This is a genomic window from Caulobacter sp. LARHSG274 (assembly GCF_052871235.1).
This window is the reverse complement of the sequence record NZ_JBIXJO010000025.1, coordinates 1-15,726: the sequence shown is the minus strand read 5'-3', so window position 1 is coordinate 15,726 and position 15,726 is coordinate 1. Positions and strand designations below refer to the sequence as shown.

18 protein-coding genes and 1 tRNA gene are annotated in these 15,726 nt (G+C 66.9%); 7 read left to right on the top strand and 12 right to left on the bottom strand.

The window, feature by feature from the left end:
- Window positions 1–374: 374 nt before the first annotated feature.
- The 8 genes from ACIPQB_RS23965 to ACIPQB_RS23930 all read right to left on the bottom strand — a co-directional run bounded on the left by ACIPQB_RS23965 (window position 375) and on the right by ACIPQB_RS23930 (window position 6,621).
- The gene (locus ACIPQB_RS23965; RefSeq protein ID WP_446487758.1) at window positions 375–923 is read right to left on the bottom strand and encodes a YcxB family protein; all 549 of its coding nucleotides are present in this window, start codon (window positions 921–923) and stop codon (window positions 375–377) included.
- A gap of 295 nt (window positions 924–1,218) precedes the next feature.
- Window positions 1,219–1,413: a hypothetical protein gene (locus ACIPQB_RS23960; RefSeq protein ID WP_446487757.1), complete on the bottom strand. Its 195-nt coding sequence runs from the start codon at window positions 1,411–1,413 to the stop codon at window positions 1,219–1,221.
- Window positions 1,414–1,609: 196 nt separating this feature from the next.
- Complete coding sequence (locus ACIPQB_RS23955) at window positions 1,610–2,236, bottom strand: ATP-dependent Clp protease proteolytic subunit (RefSeq protein ID WP_446487756.1); 627 nt, start codon at window positions 2,234–2,236, stop codon at window positions 1,610–1,612.
- Between the two features lie 177 nt (window positions 2,237–2,413).
- Window positions 2,414–3,772 carry a trigger factor gene (gene tig, locus ACIPQB_RS23950; RefSeq protein WP_446487795.1) on the bottom strand — a complete coding sequence of 453 codons (1,359 nt, stop codon included), beginning with the start codon at window positions 3,770–3,772 and terminating at the stop codon, window positions 2,414–2,416.
- Between the two features lie 172 nt (window positions 3,773–3,944).
- Window positions 3,945–4,029 (bottom strand) — tRNA-Leu (locus ACIPQB_RS23945).
- Window positions 4,030–4,316: 287 nt separating this feature from the next.
- The gene (locus ACIPQB_RS23940) at window positions 4,317–5,774 is read right to left on the bottom strand and encodes an NAD(P)H-hydrate dehydratase (protein WP_446487755.1); all 1,458 of its coding nucleotides are present in this window, start codon (window positions 5,772–5,774) and stop codon (window positions 4,317–4,319) included.
- 20 nt (window positions 5,775–5,794) lie between these two features.
- The gene (locus ACIPQB_RS23935) at window positions 5,795–6,364 is read right to left on the bottom strand and encodes a histidine phosphatase family protein (protein ID WP_446487754.1); all 570 of its coding nucleotides are present in this window, start codon (window positions 6,362–6,364) and stop codon (window positions 5,795–5,797) included.
- Window positions 6,361–6,621 (bottom strand): hypothetical protein, encoded by a 261-nt coding sequence (locus ACIPQB_RS23930; protein WP_446487753.1) that lies wholly within the window; start codon window positions 6,619–6,621, stop codon window positions 6,361–6,363. Before ACIPQB_RS23930 ends, ACIPQB_RS23935 begins: the two co-directional genes overlap by 4 nt.
- 248 nt (window positions 6,622–6,869) lie before the next feature.
- Here ACIPQB_RS23930 and ACIPQB_RS23925 point away from each other — a divergent pair, with 248 nt between their 5' ends.
- The 4 genes from ACIPQB_RS23925 (at window position 6,870) to ACIPQB_RS23910 (ending at window position 9,757) form a co-directional block, all read left to right on the top strand.
- Window positions 6,870–7,208, top strand: a complete 339-nt coding sequence (locus ACIPQB_RS23925; protein ID WP_446487752.1) for a P-II family nitrogen regulator — start codon at window positions 6,870–6,872, stop codon at window positions 7,206–7,208.
- Between the two features lie 39 nt (window positions 7,209–7,247).
- Window positions 7,248–8,657 (top strand): type I glutamate--ammonia ligase, encoded by a 1,410-nt coding sequence (gene glnA, locus ACIPQB_RS23920; protein WP_446487751.1) that lies wholly within the window; start codon window positions 7,248–7,250, stop codon window positions 8,655–8,657.
- Window positions 8,658–8,900: 243 nt separating this feature from the next.
- On the top strand, window positions 8,901–9,449 hold the full coding sequence (locus ACIPQB_RS23915) for a hypothetical protein (protein WP_446487750.1): 549 nt from the start codon (window positions 8,901–8,903) through the stop codon (window positions 9,447–9,449).
- Window positions 9,446–9,757: a hypothetical protein gene (locus ACIPQB_RS23910; protein ID WP_446487749.1), complete on the top strand. Its 312-nt coding sequence runs from the start codon at window positions 9,446–9,448 to the stop codon at window positions 9,755–9,757. The genes ACIPQB_RS23915 and ACIPQB_RS23910 overlap by 4 nt, the downstream gene beginning before the upstream one ends.
- A gap of 42 nt (window positions 9,758–9,799) precedes the next feature.
- On the opposite strand, the gene ACIPQB_RS23905 is transcribed toward ACIPQB_RS23910, so the two are convergent.
- From ACIPQB_RS23905 to ACIPQB_RS23895, 3 genes are all read right to left on the bottom strand, one after another.
- Window positions 9,800–10,207 carry a putative quinol monooxygenase gene (locus tag ACIPQB_RS23905; RefSeq protein WP_446487748.1) on the bottom strand — a complete coding sequence of 136 codons (408 nt, stop codon included), beginning with the start codon at window positions 10,205–10,207 and terminating at the stop codon, window positions 9,800–9,802.
- 61 nt (window positions 10,208–10,268) lie between these two features.
- Window positions 10,269–10,622, bottom strand: a complete 354-nt coding sequence (locus ACIPQB_RS23900) for a Kazal-type serine protease inhibitor family protein (protein WP_446487747.1) — start codon at window positions 10,620–10,622, stop codon at window positions 10,269–10,271.
- Between the two features lie 110 nt (window positions 10,623–10,732).
- Window positions 10,733–11,125 (bottom strand): hypothetical protein, encoded by a 393-nt coding sequence (locus ACIPQB_RS23895; RefSeq protein ID WP_446487746.1) that lies wholly within the window; start codon window positions 11,123–11,125, stop codon window positions 10,733–10,735.
- 187 nt (window positions 11,126–11,312) lie between these two features.
- Between ACIPQB_RS23895 and parE the strand changes: the two genes are divergently transcribed.
- Entirely contained in the window at window positions 11,313–13,418 is a 2,106-nt protein-coding gene (gene parE, locus ACIPQB_RS23890) for a DNA topoisomerase IV subunit B (RefSeq protein WP_446487745.1), read from the top strand.
- Window positions 13,419–13,924: 506 nt separating this feature from the next.
- The gene (locus ACIPQB_RS23885) at window positions 13,925–14,245 is read left to right on the top strand and encodes a UrcA family protein (protein WP_446487744.1); all 321 of its coding nucleotides are present in this window, start codon (window positions 13,925–13,927) and stop codon (window positions 14,243–14,245) included.
- An 88-nt stretch (window positions 14,246–14,333) separates the two neighbouring features.
- Here the strand turns inward: ACIPQB_RS23885 and ACIPQB_RS23880 are convergent, their stop codons facing one another.
- Complete coding sequence (locus tag ACIPQB_RS23880; RefSeq protein WP_446487743.1) at window positions 14,334–15,056, bottom strand: EcsC family protein; 723 nt, start codon at window positions 15,054–15,056, stop codon at window positions 14,334–14,336.
- Between the two features lie 120 nt (window positions 15,057–15,176).
- On the opposite strand from ACIPQB_RS23880, the gene ACIPQB_RS23875 reads away from it, so the two are divergent.
- Window positions 15,177–15,500, top strand: a complete 324-nt coding sequence (locus tag ACIPQB_RS23875; RefSeq protein WP_446487742.1) for a GIY-YIG nuclease family protein — start codon at window positions 15,177–15,179, stop codon at window positions 15,498–15,500.
- Window positions 15,501–15,726: the final 226 nt, after the last annotated feature.

Sequence of the window (15,726 nt, the reverse complement as noted above, 5' to 3'; positions counted from 1 at the left end):
GTGCCTGTCGCTCTCCTCGGCCCTTCGTCAACGCCGTATCCGTAAACGGGCCCGGCCGGCACCAGATGACGAGGTCGCGGCCCCTGACGGAACCGCCGCCGACGAGCGCGTCCCGCTCGACCGCCCCCCAAGGCCGCGAAGGTCGCAGGCCTCACGCCCTCCCCATCGCCTTGAAGTGGGTCGATTATGGGGGTGGCGGGAAAGGGGGAGGATATCTGAATTTTCGGCGTTGAATTTGCTGGGGAAACACGCTGGGAGCGGTGGGGATAAGTTTTTTCAGACGCGCCGGACGCCGTTTGGCCCCGATCGCCTACAACTTCGGGCGAAATCTCAGTACCCGCTTTCGAACTGGGGCGGACATTGCCGGAGCGATGCTAACCACCGACAAACCTTGTCGCGTCCGGGCTTCGCGCCCGGGCCGCGTCCGTCATCCGCGACCTGGCTTCGGCAATGAAATCGCGTTCGGCCTCGGGCGTTGCGAAGACGCGTCGCGGCAGGACCATGGCGCTGCTCTGGACCAGGAAGACCCAGTACTTGCGGATTTGATAGAGGTCGGTCACGCAGGGCCAACGGGCGGTCATCGTCAGGTCCCCCAGGTCATAGACGAGCGCCTCGGGCGTCAGGCGGAGCGTAAGCGGCTGCTCGTACGCCTGTCCGCGCGCGGCGAGGGCTTTTCGCATTGAAGGACCCGCCAGCCTCTGGACGATCAGCAGGCCCACACCGAGGCCGATGATCGTGCACTCGACCGACATTGCGGCTGCGAACCATGATCCCGACGCCCATGCCCCCACCGGGATGCCGACGGCCAACATGCAAACCACCAGGATGACTTTCACCTGGCGCGGCGAAAGACCCCGCCGAGCCTTGATATAGGCCAGGGCGGTCGTGCTTTCCCCGACGCTCAGAACGCCAGTCGCTTCCATCTCTTTCCCGTGCATTAGGCTTGTGGCGAACGTTACCTAGCCATCGTCCGAAGGCAGAAGCGATAGGTCGATCTCTCCGATCGGAGCCAACGCCGTTCCGCATCAATTACGGTGACAGTGCATTTAATTCGCGCTTCGACAAGCGCCTCCAGGGGTCACGCGACTGAGGGATCGGCCTGATCCTGGCTAATTAGTGCACTGTCACCGTAATCCTAATTAGTGCACTGTCACCGTAATCCTGTCACCGTAATCCCCACCGTAATCCACCGTCATCATGGCGAACCCCACCGTTCGGCTAGCGGATCAATGACCTGATGCTCTCGAGGAGATTACGCATCTCCTCTCGTTCGGCGCCGAGGCGGGTAGCAAATTCGGCGTCCTCGATGTCCACCCCATTGCAGACTTCGTTGAGCGCATTGTTGATCAGGCTCAACTCGTACCTGGAAAGGCGGACGTCGGCGAAGTCGGTGCTTTGGCCTAGCTTGATCATTGAGCGAGTTTACGCGCTGTGGGTCCGACTTCCACCCATCGCGAACAGCGGACAGGTCTGCTTCTGGGCCGACGACGTCGCCCTCGGCGGGCCAAAGCTCCCGCGAATCCCCCCGCGCCGCCGGACGGCCGCGATCACGAAAAAGCCGCCGACCTCGCGGCCGGCGGCTTGATCTAGCGCGAAAACGTAAGGCGACTTACGCCTTGTCGTCGGCCGCGTCGCGGCTTTCGTTGATGTGGTCGATCAGGCCCCAGGCCTTGGCTTCCTCGGCGCTCATGAAGTGGTCGCGGTCGAGGGTCTTTTCGACTTCCTCATAGGTGCGGCCGCAGTGCTTGACGTAGATCTCGTTCAGGCGGCGCTTGGTCTTGATGATGTCCTCGGCGTGGCGCTCGATGTCCGAGGCCTGGCCGCGGAAGCCGCCCGACGGCTGGTGGACCATGATCCGGGCGTTGGGCAGGGCGATGCGCTGGCCGGGGGCGCCGGCCTGCAGCAGCAGGCTGCCCATCGAGGCGGCCATGCCCATGCACACCGTCGAGACCGGACTCTTGATGTATTGCATGGTGTCGTAGATCGCCAGGCCCGACGTCACCACGCCGCCCGGCGAGTTGATGTACATGGCGATTTCCTTCTTGGGGTTCTCGGACTCCAGGAAGAGCAGCTGGGCGCAGATCAGGCTGGCCATCCCGTCTTCGACGGGACCGGTCAGGAAGATGATCCGCTCTTTCAACAGGCGGGAGAAGATGTCGAACGCCCGCTCGCCGCGGCTGGTCTGTTCGACCACCATCGGCACGAGGTTCATCGCCGTTGCAACCGGATCGTACATAGGGATCGCCCTTTTCTTGTGTCTGGACGGCGCGAAAACGAATCGGCCCCCGCGCGCCTTCGCCATCGCATATCGCGTGGCGCTTAACAGGTTGCAAGGAGCCGGGCCGTCGCAAGGCGCATGAAAAAGGGCGCGGCCCTCGCGAGCCGCGCCCTCTTCAAGGGGACGATGGAGGCCTTAGCCGCCGTAGCCTTCCGGCAGCTCGTCTTCTTCCAGCAGTTCTTCCTTGGAGACTTCCTTCTCCTCGATCTTGGCCTTGCCGAAGATCAGGTCGACGACCTTGTCCTCGTAGATCGGGGCGCGCAGGGCGGCCTGCAGGTCGGCGCGCTGGCGGTACATGTCGAACACCTGCTGGGCTTGCGCGCCGTACTGGCGGGCTTCGCGCATCATGGCGTCGGCCAGTTCCTGCTCGGTGACGGCCACGTCGTTCTTGCGGCCGATCTCGGCGAGCACCAGGCCCAGGCGCACGCGGCGCTCGGCGATCTTGCGATACTCGTCCTTCAGCTGGTCCTCGGTCTTGCCCTCGTCCTCGGGCGGCAGGCCGCCCTGGGTCTTGTCGGCCTGGACCTGCTGCCAGATGCCGTCGAACTCGGCGTCGACCATGCGCGGCGGCAGCGGGAAGTCGTGCTTGGTGTCGAGCACGTCGAGCAGGGCGCGCTTGAGCTTGAAACGCGAGCTGTTGCCGTAGCGGCCTTCGAGGTTGGACTTCAGCAGGTCCTTCAGGGCCTGCAGGTCCGACAGGCCCAGGCGCTTGGCCATCTCGTCGTCCGGCTCGGCGTCGACCGGGGCGCGCACTTCCTTGACGGTGGTGGCGAACTCGGCGGCCTTGCCGGCCAGGTTGGCGGCTTGATAGTCGTCCGGGAAGTCGACCTTCACGGTGACTTCGTCGCCCGGCTTGGCGCCGACCAGCTGGGCTTCGAAGCCCGGGATGAACTGGCCCGAACCCAGGGTCAGCTCGGCGTCGTTGGCGGTGCCGCCGTCGAAGGCCACGCCGTCGATGGTGCCGACGAAGTCGATCAGCAGCTGGTCGCCGTCCTTGGCCTTCAGGCTCTTGCCTTTGCGCGGCTCATAGGTGCGGGCCTGCTTGGCCAGGTCGGCCAGGGCCTCGTCGACCTCGGCTTCCGAGACCTTGTAGACCGGCTTGGTCAGCTCGATCGAGGTCGGGTCGATCGGCTCGAACTCGGGCATGACCTCGACGGCCAGTTCGAAAGCCAGGTCTTCGCCGCCGGCCAGGACCTTGTCCATGTCCGACGAGGGCTTCAGGTCGGGCTGGCCGGCCGGGCGCAGCTTGTTGTCGTCGAGCACCTTCTGGGCGCCCTCGTTCAGCGTCGCCTCGATGACTTCGCCCATCAGGGCCTTGCCGTAGAGGCGGCGAACGTGGGCGGCCGGCACCTTGCCGGGGCGGAAGCCCTTGACGTTCATCTGGGGCGCGACCTCGGCGATCCGGGCCTCGAGACGCGTGGCGAGTTCACTCGCGGGCACCGTCACGCCATAAACGCGGCTGAGGCCTTCGCCCGACTTTTCAACGATCTGCATCGACATTCTTAGCTTCTCGGCTCTTGGGGCGCTTGCGCCCGTCGTCCGCCCCAGGGGTCAAAACATCAAAGCCGCCCACGTCACCGGGGCGGCGAAAGAGCGCCCTTATGTCACGCGTTTGGCGACCATCCAAGGGCGTTGACGCCCCATCGGATCGAAAGCCCGACAAGGGTGGTGCGGATGAGAGGACTCGAACCTCCACGCCTCTCGGCGCTAGAACCTAAATCTAGTGCGTCTACCAGTTTCGCCACATCCGCGCCGTGCGCCGAAGGCGGGTTAGACAGGCGCGGCGAGGTTTGCAAGTCGCCAGCGCGCTCGCCGGCGTTTTCGTCCGCCAGGCCGGCGCGCTTGAAAGTTGAAATCCGGCCTGCGACCGACCGAAAAAACATCGCGCCGCCGGAACCTCCGGAGGTCGCCGGGGTTATGCAGATGTTCGAAGCTGTTGAAAAACGCTTCGGGCCTGCACCGGCCCGGGCCATGCCCCCCCGACTGACGCCCGGGCCGGTGTTTCCTCCACCAAAGCCCTCATGACTCTGGACCGGCCCTAGCCGTCGCCGCGCGCCGCCAGCAGCCGCGCCAGCACCATGGGCGCCAGGCCCGGCAGGTCCTCGGCGATCAGGCCCGGACCATGGGCGGCTCCGGCCTCGGCATGGATCCAGGCGGCGGCGCAGGCGGCGTCGAAGCTGTCCATCCCCTGGGCGACCAGGCCGGCGATGAAGCCGGCCAGCACGTCGCCCGACCCCGCCGTCGCCAGCCAGGGCGCGCCGTTCAGGCTGACGGCGGCCCGGCCGTCCGGCGCGGCCACCACGGTGTCGGGTCCCTTCAGCAGCACCACCGCCCCAGCGCGCCGCGCCGCCTCCCGCGCCGCGGTGATGCGTTCGGGCGAGGCGGCCAGCAGGCCCGGAAAGATCCGCTCGAACTCGCCCGGATGCGGCGTCAGCACGTCGTCGCCGTCCAGCAGCGAAAACAGCGCCGCCGGATCGTGGGCGAAGCTGGTCAGGGCGTCGGCGTCGATGACCAGGGCCGCGCCGGTCCGGGCCAGGGCCGAGAGGTTGCGCGCCGTCCCCTCGCCCACCCCGGCCGCCGGCCCGATCACCACCGCGTCGGCCCGTTCGGCGCGCGCCTGCAGCTCGGCCTCGCCGTCGAAGGGCGCCAGCATGATCGCCTCCAGATGGGCGGCGTTGACCGCCAGGGCGTCCGGCGGCGACAGCACCGTCACCGCCCCCGCCCCGATCCGCAGCCCGGCCCGCGCCGCCAGCCGCGCCGCCCCCGTGTTCCAGGCGCCGCCGCTGACCACCATCAGCCGGCCGCGGGCGTGCTTGTGGGCGTCGAGCGCCGGCCACGGAAAGCGGGCGGCCCAGAGGCTCGGACCGTTCTCGAACAGGCCGCCCTCGCCCGTCGTCCGCAGGCCGATGTCGACCACCACCACCTCGCCGCAGGCCGCCCGGCCCTCGGCCAGGACATGGGCGGGCTTGCGGCGGTGGAAGGTCACGGTCAGGCCCGCCTTCAGGGCGACCTCGCCCAGGGGCCGTCCCGTGTCCCCCAGGACGCCGCTGGGCGTGTCGATGGCGACGATCCGGGCCGGATCGATCAGGGCGCGCGCCAGCCGTTCGGCCTCCCCCGCCAGCGGCCGCGAAAGCCCTGCGCCGAACAGGGCGTCGACATAGAGTTCGGCCGCGCCGGGCTCCGACCCCAATGGCCCGGTTTGGCCCTTCCACCGGGCGGCCGCCCAGCGCGCCGCCGGGCTGGCGGGCGGGGCCAGGGCCTCGACCCGCACCGGCCAGCCGCGCCGGCGCAGATGCCGGGCCACGACATAGCCGTCGCCGCCATTGTCGCCGGGACCGCACCAGACCACGGTCGGCCGGCGCGCGAATCGGCGGCGGATGACGTCGGCGACGGCCTGGCCGGCCCGCTCCATCAGCACCGTGGTCGGCGTCCCGGCCTCGACCGCGGCGCGATCGGCCGCGGACATTTCGGCGACGGTCATGATCTCACCCGGCACGACCCCTCCTGCGACGCGGACTACAGCACCTGGGTCGAAGCTTCGCGTCCTTTCGCGACCAGGATCAAGTCGCCATCGACCATGTCGAACACCGTCACCGACACGTGGTCCGGCCGGAACGCGGCCACCTGCTCGCCGCCCGTCGCCGCCGACACCGCCGCGTTCAGCGCCACGAAATGGCTGAACACCGCCGCGCCGGGATGGGCCGCCACGCCCTGCGCCACCGTTTGAACCCAGGCGGCGTAGTCCAGGTCGCCTCGGATATCGCGCCACCGGCCCTCGAAGGCCGCCCGCAGCCAGGCGGGCCGTTCCTCGGGCGCCAGGGCGATCGGGGTGGGGATCTCGCCGACCCGCGGATCTATCTCGATCCCCACGCCCAGGGCCTCGGCAAGGGGCTGGGCGGTCTCGCGGCAGCGCCGCAACGGGGAACTCACCACTCGGCTCGGCCGCGCCGCCGCCGACAAGGCCAGGAGGAGATCGGCGACGGCCCGGGCCTGCTCGGCGCCGACGGCGTCCAGGCCCGGATCGTGGTCCTCCCCGCCCCAGGACGACGCCGGTCGGCCGTGGCGGATCATGTAGATCCGGCTCATGGCTCGCCCGCCGGACCGCAAGATCTTCCCGCCGACATCCCGGCCCACGGACGGGCCGCCGCGTCCAGAGCGCCGCCATGGGCGCCGCTAACCTTCACCGCGTCCAGTCGCGCAAGAACCCACCGCATCCCCGCGGCGCTGACGATCGCGACATTCGCCGCAATCTTCAGCACTTTTTGCGCCGAAGGCCCGTTTTCCGCCACTTTGCCAAACCCGCCGTGATGCGATCTCGTCGACGGCAAAGCGACATCCAGCATGTTCGGGCCCGTCGAAACGATCGTTTCCGCGATCCTAGGGGCGCAATCGGCCGCCGCAACGCCGTTTGGCCGCCCAAACATCAAATGATGACGTTTTGAGCTTTGTGTGCCCAATATTCGATCAATGCGCAAAACCCGGCGGGTCTGGCGCACTAAACGGCGCAGGCCCGCTTGTGGGCCCGGGGGGCGGCGTGCTCCGTGCCGCTCAGTCAGCGGCGCCCGCGCCGTATGGGCGTGAAAGAAGTCTGATGAAAAAGATCGAAGCCATCATCAAGCCGTTCAAGCTCGATGAGGTCAAAGAAGCTTTGCAGGACATGGGCGTGCAGGGCATGACCGTCCTGGAAGCCAAGGGCTACGGCCGCCAGAAGGGCCATACCGAGCTCTATCGCGGCGCCGAGTACGTCGTCGATTTCCTGCCCAAGATCAAAGTCGAGGTGGTGGTCGAAGACAGCCAGCTCGACGCCGCCATCGAGGCCATCACCAGCGCCGCCCGCACGGGCCGCATCGGCGACGGCAAGATTTTCGTCTCGGACATCGCGGAAGTCGTCCGCATCCGCACGGGAGAAACCGGCCCCGCCGCCGTCTAGGCCCGGGTCGCAACCGCTTAACGCTCAAAGGGGATAACTATGAGCACCGCCAAGGAAATCCTGGACCTCATCAAGGAAAAGGACGTCAAGTACGTCGACGTCCGCTTCACCGACGTTCGCGGCAAGATGCAGCACGTCACCTTCGACATCGACCTGGTCGATGACGACTTCCTCAACGACGGCACCATGTTCGACGGCTCGTCGATCGCCGGCTGGAAGGCCATCAACGAGTCGGACATGAAGCTGCGTCCCGACCTGTCGACCGCGATCATCGACCCCTTCTACCAGCAGACCACCCTGGCGCTGTTCTGCGACGTGGTGAACCCCGACACCGGCACCCCCTACAACCGCGACCCGCGCTCGATCGCCAAGGCGGCCCTGAACTACGTCAAGGCCTCGGGCATCGGCGACACCGTGTTCTTCGGCCCGGAAGCCGAGTTCTTCATCTTCGACGACGTCAAGTGGAACACCTCGTCGACCCACACCAGCTACTCGTTCGACTCCGTCGAGCTGCCGAGCAACACCGGCAAGGACTATCCGGAAGGCAATATGGGCCACCGCCCGGGCCCCAAGGGCGGCTACTTCCCGGTCAACCCGATCGACTCGGCCCAGGACCTGCGCGGCGAAATGCTGGCGGTGATGGGCGAGCTGGGCATGAAGCCGGAAAAGCACCACCACGAAGTGGCGCCCGCCCAGCACGAGCTCGGCCTGAAGTTCGACACCATGGTCACCATGGCCGACCGCCTGCAGCTCTATAAGTACGTGATCCACAACGTCGCCCACGCCTACGGCAAGACCGCCACCTTCATGGCCAAGCCGATGTTCGGCGACAACGGCTCGGGCATGCACGTCCACCAGTCGATCTGGGGCGACGGCAAGCCGCTGTTCGCCGGCGACAAGTACGCCGGCCTGTCGGACATGTGCCTGTGGTACATCGGCGGCATCATCAAGCACGCCAAGGCCATCAACGCCTTCTCCAACTCGACCACCAACAGCTACAAGCGCCTGGTGCCCGGCTACGAAGCCCCGGTGAAGCTGGCCTATTCGGCCCGCAACCGCTCGGCCTCGATCCGCATCCCGCACGTCGACTCGCCGAAGGCCAAGCGCCTGGAAGCCCGCTTCCCCGACCCGATGGGCAACCCCTACCTGACCTTCGTGGCGCTGCTGATGGCGGGCCTGGACGGCATCAACAACAAGATCGATCCGGGCGCGCCCGCCGACAAGAACCTCTACGACCTGCCGCCCCGCGAGCAGAAGAAGATCCCGGAAGTCTGCGGCAGCCTGCGCGAAGCCCTGGAAAACCTGGACAAGGACCGCGCCTTCCTGAAGGCCGGCGGCGTCATGGACGACGACTTCATCGACAGCTACATCGAGCTGAAGATGGAAGAGGTGATGCGCCTGCAACTGCACCCGCACCCGGTCGAATTCGACATGTACTACAAGTGCTAGGCTTCACGGCTTAGACGAAGGACGAGGCCCGCGGAGCGATCCGCGGGCCTTTTTTTTGGTGGGCGGTGGTGGCGGGCGTGCTGAGGTTCAGCGGGAGTTCGAGGGGCTGCGCTCCATGGGCGGGATTTCGCGCTTTCGATCCTTAGCGAACCTTTCGACGGTCGATTTTGAGGTTTAAGCTGGACTAATGAGAGCGGCTGATCGGTTCCAAAAGATTACTGTGGCGCTCCTCAGGAGCGCTGGGTGAGCTGGATTGTCGGCAGCATCGATGAAAATGACCCCAGAGCCGCTACAATCTCGGGCATGATTTCAGACCTAGGCTGGTGCATCAACAGCTACGGCCAAATCGAATACCTGGTTGCGGACTTACTTTGGCATGCATGGAAAATGCCGAATTATAGTGCGTTAAGTCGCAAGTTACCGATGGGTCTAGACGGGCGCGCCAAGTTACTTCGCCAGCTACTAACGCACCCTGGCCCTCTCACCCCCTATTCCGCGGATCTCGGTCTGCTCATGGATCGTCTGGATCAACTCTCTGAGCCGCGTCACATGTTCGTACATGGGCACACCACCTTCGTTCACACACCGACCGGCGATGCAGCGCTCATGTTCCGGCGGTTCATTCCTCCTGAGAAGGGTGGGGACTGGACAAAATACGAAGGTATCGTTCGCCCCGTGCAACTACGGGAGGCACGCCAGCTTTGGTGCATATTCGCCTCTACTGCACAGCGCATTATTGGCAGCGTTTATGTCGAACTTGGATTGGAAAAGATCGGTCGGGTTGAGCCATGACGCTACTGCGACATGCCAAGCTGCCTTGGCCTGACGGTGATGCTCCTGTCGGTGAGCCGTCGTGGTTCTTCTATGAAATTGATGACACTGCTGACGCAGTGACGCGGAGCGTATGGGTTTATGCCGATGGTTCGGTTACGCGGAACAGCATCGAGATTGAGGAGCAAAGCGGCAAAGACTGCCCTTCCTTAATCGACTGTTCAGTAGCTCAAGGTTTCGACGGCGTGGACCTCGAAAAGATCAGCCCTGAAGAATTCCAGAACGTCTGGGACAAGGGCGTCGATACGCCTTTTTGGAATGTCGTCTAACCATCTTTCTCGCACCGACCACCCAACCGCCCCACCGCCGCCTCAGCCCAGCCCCACCCCGCCCACCGGCACGGTCTCGAACCGGTGGCCGAAGCCAGCAATGATCGGGCGGGCCTTGGCGATGGCGGCCTGGACGGCCGGCAGCTGCAGCGAGGCGGCGTGGCTGGCCTGGTCGGTCCAGACCTCGGTGATCCACAGGGCGTCGGCGTCGGCCGTGTCCTTGGCGATGATGTAGCTGAGGCAGCCGGGCATGCCGCCCGTGCTCTCCGCCAGGATGGCGATCAGGGCGTCGCGCTGGCCGGGCGCGGCCTTCATCTGGCCGATCAGTCCGTACATCGTCTTGCTCTCCTCAGCCTGAACGCCGGGCGCGCCGGTCCTGACGGTAACGGCGAGACCGCCCGCCAGCACCTGCCGCCGCAGCGTTTCCTTCGTCGATTTTCGTTGAGTCATGCGGCCCTCCGGCGGCCATCCTCGGCGACGCCTGTCCTCAGGATGTCAGCAGCAAGCCGTTCTACGCCTTGCACTCGCCGTCCGCCGCGACGCTGACGCCCTTGGAGGCGGCGGTGCAGGCGCTGGGATAGGTCCTGCCGTCGCAGCCGCAGACCGGGGCGTAGATCATCGTGCAGACCTGCGGCGGCTTGCGGCAGACGCCGGCGGCGTCGGCCACGGTGCGGCACTGGCCCTTGGCCATCTGGCAGCTCAGCCCCTGGCCGCACTGGAAGCCGGCGAAGCCGCCGCACATCCCGCCCTCGGCGACCGGCGAGCGGGAGGTGGTTGGCGGCGGACCCGGTTGGGCGGGGCCGGGGCTGGAGCAGGCCCAGAGGCTCAGGACCGCAAGGGCGAGGGTCAGGCGACGCCAGGTCATGGAGGGCTCCGTTCAGGGGGCGCGGCGGGGGCGCCCATCCTGCCACGCGGGGCGGCTATCGTTTAGCGCGAAAAGGCCGGCGCCGGCCAGGACCGGCGCCGACCGGGCGTTCAGTCGCTCCAGGCGATCTTGACGATCGAGGGCTTGTCGCTGTTGTAGGAGACGGTGTGCTCCTCGCGCCGGCTGCTGGTGATGGCCAGGCTGTAGGTATCGTTGGTCTGGTCGGTGAACAGCAGGTTGATGCTGCCCGAGCCGATGCCGGACGGCCCCTGGGCGTCGACGTCGACGCGATACTTGTAGAAGCCGGCGTTGGACACCAGCCGGATCCCGTAGACCTTGCCGCCGCTGTTGCCGACGATGCAGGAGCTGAGATCGGTGTTGCCGTTGATGGCGACGTCGGCGCCGGGCTGCAGGCCGGTGTCCGAGGTGGCCGTTCCGTTGACCTCGCCGCAGTTGCTCGAGGTGAAGTTGCCGACGATGGTGGCGGTGGCTGTGGATGACATGGCGGTTTCCTCCAGGGTTCTGAGCTCCCCCGCAGCCGGACCCTGATCCACCTTGAGACGATCGACTATGCAGATACGCGCAAAGCGATAAATTTCGCCGCCCGCCCGTTTGGCGACCCCTCCCCTTTTCATCGGCGGCCGTTGAGGCCATACGGAGCATCCCGCCGAATCGTCGCATGTTCCCGTAATGTCCTCCAAAGACGACCTGCCTCCCCTTTCCCTGTTCGACGACGACGCCCTGGCGCCGCCGCCGGCCTCGCCGTTCCCGGCCCGCGAGCCGCATCCGCAGCCCGCGCCGCGTCCGGCCGCCCCGCCGCCGCCCGTAGCGGCCCCCGCCGCCGCCCAGGGCGCGCCGTCCTCCGGCGGCTACACGGCCAGCGACATCGAGGTGCTCGAGGGCCTGGAGCCGGTGCGCAAGCGGCCGGGCATGTATATCGGCGGCACCGACGAGCGGGCCCTGCACCACCTGTTCGCCGAGGTGCTCGACAACTCGATGGACGAGGCCGTGGCCGGCTTCGCCAAGACCATCGAGGTCAAGTTCGACGCCGACGGCTACCTGTCGGTCCGCGACGACGGCCGCGGCATGCCGGTCGACCCCCACCCCAAGCACCCGGGCAAGTCGGCCCTGGAAGTGATCATGACCGTCCTGCACGCCGGCGGGAAGTTCAGCGGCAAGGCCTATGAGACCTCCGGCGGCCTGCACGGGGTCGGGGCCAGCGTGGTCAACGCCCTGTCGGAACTGGTCGAGGTCACCGTCTGGCGCGACGGCTTCGAGCACCGCCAGAGCTTCGCCCGCGGCAAGCCGCTGGGCCCGGTCGAGAAGATCGCCCCCAGCCGCAAGCGCGGCACCCAGGTGCGCTTCAAGCCCGACGACGAGATCTTCGGCGAGGGTTGCGGCTTCAAGCCGGCGCGCCTGTACCGCATGGCCCGCTCCAAGGCCTATCTGTTCCGCGGCGTGCAGATCAAATGGTCCTGCGATCCGGCCCGCATCCAGGACCAGACGCCGCCCGAGGCCACCTTCCACTTCCCCAACGGCCTGGCCGACTTCCTGGCCGAGCGCACCAAGGGGCTGGAGCTGGTCACCCCCGACAGCTTCTCGGGCCGCATCGAGCGCCAGGGCGAGGCCGGCGCCGTCGAATGGGCCATCGCCTGGACGCCGCGCGGCTTCGGCGAGCACGACGGCTTCATGCAGTCCTACTGCAACACCGTGCCGACCCCCGAGGGCGGCACCCACGAGAGCGGCCTGCGCGCCGCCCTGACCCGGGGTCTGAAGGCCTATGCCGAGCTGAAGGGCGAGAAACGGGCGGCGATCATCACCGCCGACGACGTCATCGCCCAGGCCGGGGCCCTGATCTCGGTGTTCATCAAGAACCCGGAATTCCAGGGCCAGACCAAGGAGAAGCTGTCCTCGTCCGAGGCCCAGCGCTTCGTCGAGACCGCCCTGCGCGACCCGTTCGACCACTGGCTGACCGGCAGCCCCAAGGCCGCCCAGGCCCTGCTGGAGTTCGTCATCGAGCGGGCCGAGGAGCGCCTCAAGCGCCGCAAGGACAAGGAGGTCCAGCGCGCCAGCGCCACCCGCAAGCTGCGCCTGCCCGGCAAGCTGGCCGACTGCGCGGCGGGGGCCGTCGACGGGGCCGAGCTGTTCATCGTCGAAGGCGACAGCGCCGGCGGCTCGGCCAAGCAGGCCCGCAACCGCAAGAACCAGGCGATCCTGCCCCTGCGCGGCAAGATCCTCAACGTCGCCTCGGCGACCGGCGAGAAGTTCAGCGCCAACAAAGAGCTGTCGGACCTGATGCTGGCCCTGGGCGCCCAGGGCGGCAATCGCTATCGCGAAGAGGATCTGCGCTACGAGCGGATCATCATCATGACCGACGCCGACGTCGACGGCGCCCACATCGCCTCGCTGCTGATCACCTTCTTCTACCGCACCATGCCCGAGCTGATCCGCGGCGGGCACCTGTTCCTGGCCCTGCCGCCGCTCTACCGCCTCAGCCACGGCGGCAAGAGCGCCTATGCCCGCGACGACGCCCACAAGGACGAGCTCTTGGCCACGCTGTTCAAGGGCAAGAAGCCCGAGATCGGCCGCTTCAAGGGCCTGGGCGAGATGATGGCCTCCCAGCTGAAGGAGACCACCATGGACCCGGCGGTCCGCACCCTGGCCAAGATCACCCTGCCGCGCTCGGAAGAGGCGGTCGAGGCCCTGGTCGAGACCCTGATGGGCCGCAAGCCGGAGCTGCGCTTCCGCTTCATCCAGGAAAACGCCGAGTTCGCCGCCGACGACCTGGATCTGTAGGGTCTAGGTCGGCTGAGTTGGCGCGAGCCCAAAAATCTCCGCTCATCCCGGCGAATGCCGGGACCCAGATGGAATGGCTCTGGGGCCGACGCCAAGAACACTGAGCCCGTCCCATCATCCTCAACGCCATAGGATCTGGGTCCCGGCATTCGCCGGGATGAGCGGAAGTGTGGGTCAGTTTTGGTGGCGAATGCTTTGGAAGCTCCCCGTCCGCGCGCCGGCCGGCCGCCCTCGAACGCCCCACGGCCAAGTTTTTTCGCGCCCGCTGAAATTTCAGTTTCGCCGCTTAGCGCCGCCTAAGCGCCCAAATGAATTCGACTTTTTCGGCGAACACTTTCGCGTTCGCTGGTTTTTTGACCGATTTGTCGACCGATTTTGCTTTTCCAGGGCCATTTTTAGGCAGATGCAAGGGTCTGAGCGTTAGATCCGGACCCGATCCGCCCCGGATCGCGCCAGACCGAACCGAGCGACGCAGTCAGACGTCGCCCCTGTCAGGGAGACCGACCATGAAGACCCTCATCGCCGCCACCGCCGCCCTCCTGCTCCTGGCCGGCGCGGGCGCCGCCAGCGCCGCCGCCTCGGAAACCGCCAGCGTCGCCGTCCGCACCGACAGGCTCGACCCCAGCAATCCCCGCGACGCCGAGCGGATCATGAAGCGCATCGACACCGCCGCCCTGGAAGTCTGCGGCGCCTATCGCGGCAGCTTCGTCGAACTCAAGCGCGTCGTCGCCGCCTCCGACTGCCACCGCGACGCCGTCGCCAACGCCGTCGCCCAGCTGAAGTCGTCGCAAGCCGCCTTGGGCGAAAGCGGCAGCCGCAGCCGCTAGGCGGCTAATTCTTTTCCCAAACCCTTCCCTCCCCCTCGTGGGGAGGGACAGTAAAAAGAAAAAAGAAGAGGTGAGGAGCACCGCCGGCTCAACCGTCACTCCCCTCCCCCTTACCCGCCCACCGCATCCGATAAGCCATCATCGCCGTCTCGCCCAGGTGCGCGGTCAGGCGCCAGTTGACCACCGCCCCGACCGGGGCGCCGACCACGGGCAGCAGCTGGGCCAGCTTGGCCAGGTCGATGTGGTCGCGGTACTGCTGCTGGAAGGCCCGCCAGTCGAAATCGGCGAGGTCGGCCGGATGCGGCCGGGCGTCCCAGTCGTCCATGGCCGCCAGCACCCGGGCCCGGTGCTCGGCGTCGGAAAAGGCCAGCTCGAAGATGTGCAGCATGTAGAGCCGCTCGCTGAGCACCGCCCCGTCGTGGCCGTAGAGGGCGGCGATCTCGAACAGCAGCTTCAGCTTGAAGCTCATCAGCAGCGGGAAGTCGGCCGCCACCAGCAGGAAACCGCCGGCCCCGGCCGCCCCGCCCTCGGCCCCGGCGGCGGTCTTCCAGCCGCGGACGGCGGCCCGCACCTTGGCCTCGCGCGCCTCCAGGCTCCCCTGGCGCAGCGGCGCCCCGGTGACGAAGCCGGCCCCGGTCAGCATCGCCTGGGTCATCGCCGCCATGGCGGCGGTGACGGCGGCGTGGACCTTTTCGGGAATGATCGCATTGATCCGCCGCTGCACGGCCCGGGAGGCCGCCCCGAGCGGGCCGGGAGGCCGGGTGATGCGGGCGCGCCAGGCGGCGAGGGTTTGGGAGATCGAAGCGGTCATGATGGATCATATAGCCTGTCCCACCGCCCTCCCACATTCCACCCTGCGCCGGATCACGGCTGAGGTGTGGCGTCGAAAAGATCAATCTAAAGCTTTAACACGCACTTCCGCAGGCCCGCCATGGTCGCCCCAGACGCCTGGATCGCCGTCTACATGATGACCGACCGCTATCGCGGCACGCTCTACACCGGCGTCACCGGCCAGTTCCACGGCCGCATCCTGCAACACCGGGAAGGACACGGCGGCTTCACCCGACGCTACAATCTCACCCGCCTGGTCTGGTACGAAATCCACGACCTGATGACCGACGCCATCCAGCGCGAGACCTCGCTCAAGCGCTGGCCGCGGCAGTGGAAGATCAACCTGATCGAACGCGACAATCCGCGATGGGATGACCTCTATGCGTCGGTGTTCGAATGGACGCCGGCTCCCAGGTCGTTCTAGGCGCTTCCCCCTCACGATCGTCATTCCCGCCCTTGTGGCACGGCTGTCCGGTTCACGCTGTCATAAAGTCGAGAGAGAGTTGTCGTGGGTCGTGGCGTGGAGTTGGCGGCGGCTTGAGGAGCTGATCGAGAGGTCTGCGATGCATGAGATTGGCTCGAACGAGTCTTGAGAAGGCCAGGACGCCGTGGGTGATCTTGACGGCGTCATTGGCCAGGCGCAGCAGCAG

Excerpts from the sequence above, each read along its gene's own strand:
- ACIPQB_RS23965 (WP_446487758.1), bottom strand. The coding sequence starts at position 923 with ATGGAAGCGACTGGCGTTCTGAGCGTCGGGGAAAGCACGACCGCCCTG.
- ACIPQB_RS23960 (WP_446487757.1), bottom strand. The coding sequence starts at position 1,413 with ATGATCAAGCTAGGCCAAAGCACCGACTTCGCCGACGTCCGCCTTTCC.
- ACIPQB_RS23955 (WP_446487756.1), bottom strand. The coding sequence starts at position 2,236 with ATGTACGATCCGGTTGCAACGGCGATGAACCTCGTGCCGATGGTGGTC.
- tig (WP_446487795.1), bottom strand. The coding sequence starts at position 3,772 with ATGCAGATCGTTGAAAAGTCGGGCGAAGGCCTCAGCCGCGTTTATGGC.
- ACIPQB_RS23935 (WP_446487754.1), bottom strand. The coding sequence starts at position 6,364 with ATGAGCCGGATCTACATGATCCGCCACGGCCGACCGGCGTCGTCCTGG.
- ACIPQB_RS23930 (WP_446487753.1), bottom strand. The coding sequence starts at position 6,621 with ATGCTGGATGTCGCTTTGCCGTCGACGAGATCGCATCACGGCGGGTTT.
- ACIPQB_RS23925 (WP_446487752.1), top strand. The coding sequence starts at position 6,870 with ATGAAAAAGATCGAAGCCATCATCAAGCCGTTCAAGCTCGATGAGGTC.
- glnA (WP_446487751.1), top strand. The coding sequence starts at position 7,248 with ATGAGCACCGCCAAGGAAATCCTGGACCTCATCAAGGAAAAGGACGTC.
- ACIPQB_RS23910 (WP_446487749.1), top strand. The coding sequence starts at position 9,446 with ATGACGCTACTGCGACATGCCAAGCTGCCTTGGCCTGACGGTGATGCT.
- ACIPQB_RS23905 (WP_446487748.1), bottom strand. The coding sequence starts at position 10,207 with ATGACTCAACGAAAATCGACGAAGGAAACGCTGCGGCGGCAGGTGCTG.
- ACIPQB_RS23900 (WP_446487747.1), bottom strand. The coding sequence starts at position 10,622 with ATGACCTGGCGTCGCCTGACCCTCGCCCTTGCGGTCCTGAGCCTCTGG.
- ACIPQB_RS23895 (WP_446487746.1), bottom strand. The coding sequence starts at position 11,125 with ATGTCATCCACAGCCACCGCCACCATCGTCGGCAACTTCACCTCGAGC.
- parE (WP_446487745.1), top strand. The coding sequence starts at position 11,313 with ATGTCCTCCAAAGACGACCTGCCTCCCCTTTCCCTGTTCGACGACGAC.
- ACIPQB_RS23885 (WP_446487744.1), top strand. The coding sequence starts at position 13,925 with ATGAAGACCCTCATCGCCGCCACCGCCGCCCTCCTGCTCCTGGCCGGC.
- ACIPQB_RS23880 (WP_446487743.1), bottom strand. The coding sequence starts at position 15,056 with ATGACCGCTTCGATCTCCCAAACCCTCGCCGCCTGGCGCGCCCGCATC.
- ACIPQB_RS23875 (WP_446487742.1), top strand. The coding sequence starts at position 15,177 with ATGGTCGCCCCAGACGCCTGGATCGCCGTCTACATGATGACCGACCGC.